This window comes from Acidocella sp. (assembly GCF_028687955.1).
Lineage (GTDB): Bacteria > Pseudomonadota > Alphaproteobacteria > Acetobacterales > Acetobacteraceae > Acidocella.
This window is the reverse complement of sequence record NZ_JAQTZC010000074.1, coordinates 1-10347: the sequence shown is the minus strand read 5'-3', so window position 1 is coordinate 10347 and position 10347 is coordinate 1. Positions and strand designations below refer to the sequence as shown.

At 67.2% G+C, this 10347-nt stretch carries 6 protein-coding genes; 5 read left to right on the top strand and 1 reads right to left on the bottom strand.

Annotated features, from left to right (window positions below):
- Positions 1 to 6: 6 nt before the first annotated feature.
- A complete protein-coding gene (locus PHE40_RS09520; RefSeq protein ID WP_299961181.1) occupies positions 7 to 1629 on the bottom strand; it encodes an ABC-F family ATP-binding cassette domain-containing protein in 1623 nt (540 codons plus the stop codon).
- A 185-nt stretch (positions 1630 to 1814) separates the two neighbouring features.
- Between PHE40_RS09520 and ahpC the strand changes: the two genes are divergently transcribed.
- The 5 genes from ahpC to PHE40_RS09495 form a co-directional block, all read left to right on the top strand.
- The gene (gene ahpC / locus PHE40_RS09515; RefSeq protein WP_299961179.1) at positions 1815 to 2378 is read left to right on the top strand and encodes an alkyl hydroperoxide reductase subunit C; all 564 of its coding nucleotides are present in this window, start codon (positions 1815 to 1817) and stop codon (positions 2376 to 2378) included.
- A gap of 131 nt (positions 2379 to 2509) precedes the next feature.
- Positions 2510 to 4075, top strand: a complete 1566-nt coding sequence (ahpF, locus tag PHE40_RS09510; RefSeq protein WP_299961177.1) for an alkyl hydroperoxide reductase subunit F — start codon at positions 2510 to 2512, stop codon at positions 4073 to 4075.
- 20 nt (positions 4076 to 4095) lie between these two features.
- A complete protein-coding gene (locus PHE40_RS09505; RefSeq protein WP_299961175.1) occupies positions 4096 to 4995 on the top strand; it encodes a hydrogen peroxide-inducible genes activator in 900 nt (299 codons plus the stop codon).
- A gap of 86 nt (positions 4996 to 5081) precedes the next feature.
- Positions 5082 to 6869, top strand: a complete 1788-nt coding sequence (locus PHE40_RS09500) for an autotransporter assembly complex family protein (RefSeq protein ID WP_299961173.1) — start codon at positions 5082 to 5084, stop codon at positions 6867 to 6869.
- Positions 6869 to 10347 (top strand): translocation/assembly module TamB domain-containing protein (locus PHE40_RS09495; protein ID WP_299961171.1); only part of this gene is annotated, 3479 nt, incomplete at its 3' end. The genes PHE40_RS09500 and PHE40_RS09495, both read left to right, overlap by 1 nt.

Here is a 10347-nt window from a genome sequence, read left to right as displayed (position 1 = left end):
CTGGTATCAGACGTGCAGGCCGGGCGCCTCGTGGCCGGTGCGCGCGACGTATTCCGCGTAGCCGCCGTCATATTGGTGGATGCCCTCGGGGGTGAGTTCCAGCACCCGGTTGGAGAGGGCGGCAAGGAAGTGCCGGTCATGCGAGACGAACAGCATCGTGCCCTCATACTGCGCAAGGGCGGTGATGAGCATTTCCTTCGTGGCGAGGTCCAGATGGTTGGTGGGTTCGTCCAGCACCAGGAAGTTCGGCGGGTCGAACAGCATCAGCGCCATCACCAGCCGCGCCTTCTCGCCGCCCGAGAGCACGCGGCAGCGTTTTTCCACCTCGTCGCCCGAGAAGCCGAAGGCGCCCGCGAGCGTGCGTAAGCTCCCCTGGCCGGCGTGGGGGAAGGTTGCGTCCAGTGTTTCGAACACGGTGGCGCCGCCGTCCAGCAGATCCATGGCGTGCTGGGCAAAATAGCCCATTTTCACGCTGCCGCCCAGGGTGACGGAGCCAGAATCGGGCGCGGTGGTGCCCGCCACCAGCTTGAGCAGCGTGGATTTGCCAGCACCGTTCACGCCGAGAACGCAACAGCGCTCCTTGCGCCGGATGAGTAGGTCCAGCCCCTCATAGATCACCTTGTTGCCGTAACGTTTATCCACGCCACGGAAATTCGCCACATCCTCGCCGGAGCGCGGGGCTGGCTTGAAGTCAAACGCCACGGCTTGGCGGCGTTTGGGCGGCTCGACGCGGTCTATCTTCTCCAGCTTCTTCACCCGGCTCTGCACCTGGGCGGCGTGCGAGGCGCGGGCCTTGAAGCGTTCGATGAAGGCGACCTCCTTGGCCAGCATCGCCTGCTGGCGCTCGAACTGGGCCTGCTGCTGCTTTTCGTTGAGCGCGCTCTGGCGGGCGTAGAACTCATAATCGCCGGAGAAGCTGGTGAGGTTTCCGGCGTCGATCTCGATGACCTTGTTGATGACGCGGTTCATGAATTCGCGGTCGTGGGAGGTCATCAGCAGGGCGCCGTCATAGCCGGCGAGAAATTGCTCCAGCCAGATCAGGCTTTCAAGGTCGAGATGGTTGGAAGGTTCGTCAAGCAGCATGACATCGGGGCGCATGAGCAGGATGCGGCCCAGGGCGACGCGCATCTTCCAGCCACCGGAGAGCTTGCCTGCGTCGCCGTCCATCATCTCCTGGCTGAAGCCCAAGCCGTCCAGCACCTCGCGCGCGCGGCCCTCCAGCGCGTAGCCGCCCAGCTCCTCGAAACGCGACTGCACCTCGCCGAAGCGTTCGATGATGGTGTCCAGATGGTCAAACTGAGCGGGATCGGCCATCGCGGCTTCCAGCTGCGCCAGCTCCACCCCGATCTCACTGACCGGGCCAGCGCCCGTCATCACCTCGGCAACGGCGCTGCGGCCGGCCATTTCGCCCACATCCTGGCTGAAGTAGCCGATGGTGATGCCGCGATCGACCAGGACGAGGCCTTCATCGGGCGCCTCCTGCCCGGTGATCATACGAAACAGCGTGGTCTTGCCAGCGCCGTTAAGGCCGACGAGACCGATCTTCTCGCCTTTCTGCAAGGCGGCTGATGCCTCGATGAAGATGAGGCGGCTGCCGTTCTGCTTGCTGATGTTGTCAAGGCGAATCATGAAGTCCTCGGCGGTGGTGCGCTGCTCTGGCTCTTAGAGGCAAGAGTGCAGGGCCGCAAACCGCCGGGGGATTTGTGGCTTATCGGTTAAATCAATTCTGGTGACGAATAAAATCAATTTCCTAAATGATGGAAGAGGGCTTAGATAGGGGACCGTTAACATCAATCCGCAGGAGCGAATAAAATATGTCGTTGATCAATACCGCTGTTAAACCGTTCTCGGCCCAGGCCTTCAAGAGTGGCAAGTTCGTGCCGGTGAGCGAGGCCGATCTCAAGGGCAAGTGGTCCGTGGTGTTCTTCTACCCGGCGGATTTCACCTTTGTCTGCCCAACTGAGCTTGAGGACCTCGCCAACAACTATGCCGCGTTCCAGAAGCTGGGCGTTGAGATTTTCGCGGTTTCCACCGACACGCATTTCTCCCACAAGGCCTGGCACGATACCTCCGAGGCCGTGAAGAAGATCGGCTACTTCATGGTTGGTGATCCGACGCACGCCATCTGCCGCAATTTCGAGGTGCTGATCGAGGATGCCGGCCTGGCGGATCGCGGCACCTTCGTGGTCGATCCGCAGGGCGTGATCCAGATTGTCGAGATCAATGCCGGGGGCATTGGCCGCGATGCCAGCGAGCTGCTGCGCAAGGTGAAGGCCGCGCAGTATGTCGCCGCGCACCCTGGCGAGGTTTGCCCGGCGCATTGGCATGAGGGCGATGCGACGCTGGCGCCTTCGCTTGATCTGGTTGGCAAGATCTGAGCCATACCGGCATCTCCACCGCCGCGATCCGGCGGTGGAGACCCTACAGAGCCTGAAGCAAGCCTCCCCACACCGCCGGATACGCCGGCCCCGCGGGTAGAGTCGCTGAATTTTTCCATTGGAGCGGTTTTATGTTGGACGACAGCCTTAAAGGCCAGTTGAAGGCTTATCTTGAGCGCGTCACGATGCCGATTGAGCTGGTGGCGGCGCTTGATGATGGCGCCAGATCTCAGGAGATGTTGGGTCTGTTGCGGGATGTGGCGGCGCAATCTGACAAGATCACCCTGCGGCTCGACGGGCAGGATGCGCGGGTGCCTTCGTTTGCGATCAACCGCGTGGGCGGCGATGTGGGCGTGCGCTTCGCCGGGCTGCCAATGGGGCATGAATTCACCTCGCTGGTACTGGCGCTGTTGCAGGTGGGAGGCCACCCGCCGAAAATAGCGCCGGAGGTGATCGAACAGATCAGGGCGCTACCGGGCGATTATCATTTCGAGACGTATTTTTCGCAATCGTGCCAGCTGTGCCCGGACGTGGTGCAGGCGCTCAACCTGCTCAGCGTCATCAATCCGCGCATCACCCATGTCGCGATTGACGGGGCGTTGTTCCAGGCCGAGGTGGAGGCGCGCAAGGTGATGGCGGTGCCCACCGTTCTGCTGAACGGCGCAGAGTTCAGCCAGGGGCGGATCACGCTGGAGGAAATTCTCGCCAAGCTGGATACCGGCGCGGCCGAGCGGGAAACCGCGGCGCTTGCGGCGCGCGCGGCGTATGATGTGCTGATTGTGGGCGGCGGCCCGGCAGGGGCGGCGGCGGCGGTTTATGCGGCGCGCAAGGGCATCCGCACCGGGGTGCTGGCCGAGCGCTTCGGCGGTCAGGTGCTCGATACCATGGCGATCGAGAATTTCATCTCCGTGCCGCATACCGAAGGGCCGAAATTCGCCGCCGCGCTGGAGGAGCATGTGCGCGGCTATGGGGTGGATATTATCAACCTGCAACGCGCCACCAGCATCACCCCGGCGGCGGCGCCGGGCGGGTTGATCGGCGTGCAATTGGCCAGCGGCGCTGCATTGCAGACGCGCGCGCTCATCCTTTCGCCAGGCGCGCGCTGGCGGCAGATGAACGTGCCTGGCGAGGATGAATACCGCAACAAGGGCGTGGCCTATTGCCCGCATTGCGATGGCCCGTTGTTCAAGGGCAAGCGCGTGGCGGTGATCGGCGGCGGCAACTCCGGGGTGGAGGCGGCGATCGACCTGGCGGGCATCGTCGATCATGTCACCCTGATCGAGTTCGACGCCCAGCTGCGCGCCGATGCCGTGTTGCAGCGCAAGCTCGCCAGCCTGGCCAACACAACGGTCATCACCTCCGCGCTCAGCACCGAGGTGCATGGCGATGGCAACAAGGTTATCGGCCTGAGCTACAAGGACCGGGTGAGCGAGGCGATGCACCGGCTCGATCTGGATGGCATCTTCGTGCAGATCGGCCTGGTTCCCAACACCGAATGGCTGAAGGGCACGGTGGCGCTCTCGCCGCGCGGCGAGATCGAGGTGGATGCGCGCGGCGAGACCTCGGTGCCGGGGGTATTCGCGGCCGGGGATGCCACAACGGCGCCATATAAGCAGATTGTCATCGCGGCGGGGGATGGGGCGAAGGCGGCGCTTTCGGCGTTTGATTACCTGATTCGCCAGGCTCCCGCGGCATGAAAGCCTGACCGGGGGAATCGATGGTCTATCTCCCCACGCCGCAGCAGCTGCGCTATCTGGTCACTTTGGCGGAGACCGGGCATTTCAGCCGCGCGGCGGCGGCGTGCGCGGTGTCGCAATCGACGCTTTCGGCGGGGATTCTGGCGCTGGAGCGTCAGTTGGATGCGGCGATCCTCGACCGCAACGCGACCAAGCATGCGGTCTTCACGCCGCTGGGGCTGGAGCTGGTGGCCAAGGCGCGCACCGCGCTGGGCGCGCTGGTGGCGCTGGCGGAAGCCTCGGATGCCGCGCGCGCGCCGATGACCGGGCCGCTGCGCCTGGGGATCATCCCCACCATCGGGCCGTTTCTGCTCCCCCGGCTGATGCCCGCGCTGCGTGAGGCTTATCCGGGGCTGAAGCTGTTCCTGCGCGAGGACCAGACAGAGCGGCTGCTCAACCAACTTGAGGGCGGGCATCTTGACGTGCTGGTGCTGGCGGAGCCTTGCCTCTGCGGCGGGGCGGAGACGCTGGCGGTGCAGCGCGATGAGCTTCTGGTCGCCCTGCCCAAGGGCCACCCGCTGGCCGCGCGCGAGAGCGTGGCCATAGCGGCGCTGGCGGCGGAGCCGTTTCTGCTGCTGGAGGAAGGCCATTGCCTGCGTGACCAGGTGCTGAACACCTGCGGCGGGGAGGTTGGGCGCAGCACCGAGTTCGCGGCGACCTCGCTGCACACACTCATCCAGATGGTTGCCGGCGGGCTGGGGCTGACTTTGGTGCCGCGCCTGGCGGTGATGGCCGGGATCACCGAAGGGGCGGATGTTGAGCTGCGGCGGCTGGAGGGGGCGGGTGGCTGGCGCAGCCTGGCGCTGGCATGGCGCCCCAACAGCCCGCACGCGGCGGAATACCGGGCGCTGGCGCCGCTGATCGTTTCCGCCTGCGCGTGAGGGTGGTGAGGCCGCGTATTGGCCAATGGGCCTGGACGTGGCAACCTCACGCAATGCGGCGCTGCAAACCTCTTTGGTTGGCCGTCATGGCGGTTTTTATCGGGCGGGCGGCGCTGGCCGCTGATCCGGTGAGTTATACGGTCAATTTCGTTCCCAGCGGGGATGGCGCGCTGGACGGGCTGTTACGGCAGAGTTCGGCACTCGTCGCGGTGCAGAAAAAACTCCCTGCCGGGCCGTTCGCGCTCATCGGGCGGGCGCGCGGGGATGCGCGGAAATTCGCCGTGGTGCTGCACAGCCTGGGCTATGATGGCGGGAGCGTGGAGATTACCATCGGCGGTGATGCCCTGGGTGATCCGGCGTTGCTGGATATGCTGAACGCGCTGCCGCAGGGCCAGGCCGTCGCGGTGCGGGTAACGCCGCATCAGGGGGCGCAATTCCGGCTGGGCAAGGTGCAAACCCCTGGCCTGCCGCCGGGGTTTGTGGTGCCGCCCATGGTGAAACCCGGGCAACCCGCGCTGGCGGCGCCGATTCTGGCGGCGGCGCCGGCGTTGCGCGCCGCTCTGCGCAATGCGGGCTATGCCTTTGCCGAGGTGAGCCAGCCCTGGGCCGTGGCGCGGCTTGCCACGCACCGGCTGGATGTTACCTATACCATCACACCCGGGCCGCGCGTGCGCATCGGGCCGGTCAGCTTCGAGGGGCTCGCCCGCACCAACGCGGCGTTTCTGCGCCAGCATATCGCGCTGCGGCCGGGGCAGCCGTTCTCGGATACGTCCCTGGCGCTGGCCCGGGACTCGCTGCTGGGACTGGGTGTTTTTGCCGCGGTGACGCCGGTGCCCGCGGGCAAGGCGGCAGCGGATGGCGAGGTGCCGGTGGTCTTCCGGGTTGTGCCGCAGAAGCGCCACGCGGTGACGCTGAGCGCGCTCTACGCCACCGATACCGGGCTGACGCTGGGCACCTCCTGGGAGGACCGCGATGTATTCACCCATGCTGAGCGGCTGAAATTCACCGCCGCCGGGAACGGGCTGGCCGCCACCGGCACCAGGGCGCCTGGCTACGACCTGAAAGCCGTTTTCGCCAAGCCGGATTTTGCCGCCAGGGGGCAGATGCTCAGCGTTTCGCTGGAGGCGTTGAATGAATCCCTCACCGCCTACAGCCGCAAGGCGCTGCTGGGCGGGGTTGCGCTGTCGCGCCCGCTTGGCGCGCATCTCAGCTTCACCTATGGGCCCCAATTCATAACCGAGCGAGTGCGCCAGCAGGGGGTTAACCGCGATTATGCGCTGGCGCAGCTGCCTGTTACGCTGAGCTATTCCACGGCGGATAATCTCTTGGAGCCCACCAGCGGGGTGAATGCTGCCGCCACGGTGACGCCAACCCTGCCCACGGCGGGTACGGGCAAGCCGTTCATCATCGCGCAGGCGTCAATGGCGGGGTATATTCCCGTGGAGCCCGCCGGGCGCGGGGTGCTGGCGCTGCGCGGCCAGGTTGGAAGCATTCAAGGGGCGGGGGTGTTCCAGGTGCCGCCGGACCAGCGGTTTTACGCGGGCGGTTCGGGTACGGTGCGCGGCTATACGTATCAGACGATCGGGCCGCTGTTTCCCGATGGTGCGCCCGAGGGCGGCCTGGCGATGGATGCGGCGAGCCTGGAGTTTCGCCAGCGGGTGGGCAAGAGTTTTGGCGTGGTGCCGTTTATCGATGCCGGGCAGGTGAATGCCGGCAGCCGGCCGTTTGCAGGCACGTTGCGGGTGGGGGCCGGGCTGGGGCTGCGCTATTACACGAGCATCGGGCCGATCCGGCTGGACCTCGCCTTTCCCTTCACCCGCGTGGCGGGCAGCGGGGCTTTTGCGCTCTATGCCGGTTTTGGTGAGGCGTTCTGATGCGCGGGTGGCGCAGGCTGATGATTCTGCTGGGGGTGGTGGCCGGGCTGGGGCTGCTGGGGCTGGGCGGGGTTTGCATCGGGCTGAATACCGGCGGGGGGCGGCGGGTTGCCGAGCGGGAGATTAACCGGTGGCTGGCGCCGGGGGAGGGAATTTCTGGCCTGTCCGGGCATTTTCCGGCGGATATTAAGCTGGCGGGCCTCACCCTGGCGGACACGGGCGGTGTGTGGCTGAAGGGCCGGGACCTGGAGCTGCGCTGGCAACCAGCCGCGCTGCTGCGCGGGCGGATTGCCGTGACCTCGCTGAGCGCGGCGGCGCTGGATATGGTCCGCCTGCCGGCGGCCGGAAAAAGCAGTGGCGGCGGCGGCCTGGCGGGCAGGCTTTCCGCATGGCGGGTGGATGTGGCCCGGCTGCGCGTGCCGGAACTCAACCTCGGCGCCGCGCTGGCGGGCACGCCAACCACCCTCAACCTCACCGGTTCGGCGCATTGGCGCGGGTTGGCGCGCGGCGGCGTGGCGTTGAAGGCCACGGCGGGGCCAGGCGGGGCGGATTACACACTGGATGCCCGGATGGACCCGCAAACCGTATTTGCCAGGTTGCGGGCGACTGAGCCGGGCGGAGGCCTGCTCGCGCGGCTGGCGGGGCTGCGCGCGCAGGGGCCGCTGCGGCTGGATGCCACGCTGGCCGGTCCGCGCGGCGGCGCGGCGTTGCGTTTTGATGCCGCATTGGGGGCGGCGCGGCTGAGCGGGACCGGCACGCTGCGGCTCAATCCGCGCAGCCCGCGCGCGGATGTGGTGTTTGAGCTCCCAGCGCTGGCGCCCGTGGGCGCGCTGGCCGGGCAGGTCGTGGCGGGAAGCGCCACGGTGCATCTGGTGGCGGCGGCGCGGGATGGCGGCGTTCATCTGGCGCTCTCCGGCGCCACCGTGCTCACCTCCGGACCCTATGGGCTTGCGAAACTCACAGGTCCCGCCGGGAAATTTTCACTCGATGCGGATTTGCGCGGCCGGGTGTTGGAAATCACACGGTTCGATGCTTCTGGCGCGGCATTCCAGCTCTCGGCCAGCGGCCGCATGGCGCCCGATGCGGTGAATTTACAGATGCAGTTCGCCCTGCCCCGGCTGGGCGCGTTTTTCCCCGGGATTTCCGGCAGTGCCGGGGGTACGGGCGGCATCACCGGCGCACCCGGCGATTTTACCGCGCAAGCGGTGCTGACCGGCAATGCCGCCGAGAAGGCCATTCCCTCCGGGCCGTTCAGCCTTACGTTTGAGGCGCGGCATCTGCCACGCTTGCCGCAGGGTACGCTCACCGCCTCAGGCGCGCTGGAAAACGCGCCGCTGACGCTCGACGCCGCTTTTGCGCGTGATGCGAAGGGGGGGATGGTTTTCAGTGTCAGGAAGGCGGCGTGGCGGTCGCTGGAGGCGCGGGCGGATCTTGCCCTGGCCCCCGGCGCGGCGCTGCCCACCGGCACCGCGCAGCTCAGCATCGGACGGCTGGATGATTTCGCGCGCTTCTCGCCGCTGCCGCTCAGCGGCCGGGTGGCGGCGGATTTCTCATATTCGGCGGGCAAGATCCTCAGGCTGAAACTCGACGCGCAAAACCTGGCGGCGCCGCGGAATTTTGGCGCCGTGGATGCTGTGCTCACCGCCGCGGGCCCCGCCGCCGCGCTTGCCGTGCGGGCGCAGGCCAGCACGCGCGCGCTGGGCCCGGCACCGGCGCGGGTGGCGATGGCTGGGGTGGTTGATCTGGCGACGCGCACCGCGACGTTAGCGGCGCTCACCGCCTCCTGGCGGCAGGTGGATGCCGTGCTGCGCGGCCCGGCGGTGATTGTAGCGCGGTCCGGGGTTGTGGCGCGCCATATTGCACTGGGGGTAAACGGCGGGCGGGTTGAGCTGGATGGGATGCTGACGCCCCGGCTGGATGCGCAGTTGAGCGTGCAAAACCTGCCCGCCAGCCTGGCCGGGCTGTTCATGCCGGGGTTGAAAGCCACTGGCACGCTGGCGGGCCGCGCGGCATTGAGCGGCAGTCTGGCGGCGCCGGTGGGGCAGGTCAGCTTCAACGCGCGGGCTATCAAGTTGCAGGCGGGCCCGGGCGCCGCGCTGCCGCCGGTGGATTTAAGCGCCAGCGCCACGGTGATGGACCGCAGCGCGCGCGTGAAGGCGGTGTTGAGCGCGGGGGCGCAGGTGGAGCTTGCCGCCGAGGGGGTGGTGCCGTTCAACGCGGCGGGTGCGATGAATTTGCATGTGGCCGGGCGGGGGGATTTGCGGTTGCTGGACCCGGTGCTGGCGCCGCGCGACGCCATGGTGCGTGGGATGGTAGCGGCGGATATGACGCTGACCGGCACGCCGGACGCGCCTCTAGCCACCGGGAGCGCCACGCTGGCGGATGGCGGCGTTCAGGATATCGACACGGGTCTGAACCTGACACATATGACGGCGCGCGTGCAGGCGGCAGGGCAGATGCTGACGCTGCAAAGTTTTCAGGCCACCGCCGGGGCGGGGCGGATCACCGGCCAGGGCACGGTTGATTTGGGCGGGGCGGGCACGCCGCTCGATTTTACCCTGGATGCGGCCAACGCCAGCCCGATCGCCTCGGATAATCTGAGCGGCAGCGTGGATGCCGCGCTGACCCTGACCGGGGCGCTGCGGGGGCGCCTGCTGCTGGCGGGGCATGTGGATATCAAAAAAGCAGAGATCAATCTTTCGCAGCCGTTGCCGCCGCGTGTCGCTGATTTGCCGATTGTCAACGAGGGGTCGCCGCCGCCGCCCGCGCCGCCGCCACCACCGGATGTCGCGCTTGACCTGCGGGTGAGCGGGCGCAACCAGATTTTTGTGCGGGGCGCGGGTGTTTTCGCGGAGCTGGGCGGAGGGGTGCATATCACCGGCACGCTGGCGTCGCCCAATCCGGAGGGCGGGTTTGAGCTGATCCGCGGTTATGTCTCGCTGACCGGGAAAACCCTGAATTTCACCCAGGGCAGCGTGAGCTTCAACGGCGCCGGGTTCATGCCGGCCCTCGACCTGGAAGCCACCAGCACGGGCAGCGGCAACAGCACCGCCACGTTGATCGTGGGGGGGACGGCGGACAAGCCGGTGATGACGCTACGCAGCGTGCCGCCGTTGCCCGCGGATGAAATTCTGGCGCAACTGCTGTTCGGGCAGAGCACCACGAGCCTCTCGCCGTTCCAGACGGCCTCATTGGCGGCGGCGCTGGCGCAGCTTGCGGGCGTGGGCGGCGGCTTGCCCAATCCCCTCGATTCCGTGCGCGCTGCGCTGGGGCTTAGCCAGCTTTCGCTGAGCAGCAACGCGAGCGGCCCTCCATCGGTGGAGGCGGGCCGCTATGTGGCGCCGGGGGTTTATCTCGGCGCGGCGCAGGCGGCCAATGGCCAGGGCACGCAGGCGACCGTGGAAATCAACCTCACCAAGGGGCTGAAGCTGCAAAGCTCAACCGGCACCAGCCGCACCGGCAACAGCAGCAGCGTGGG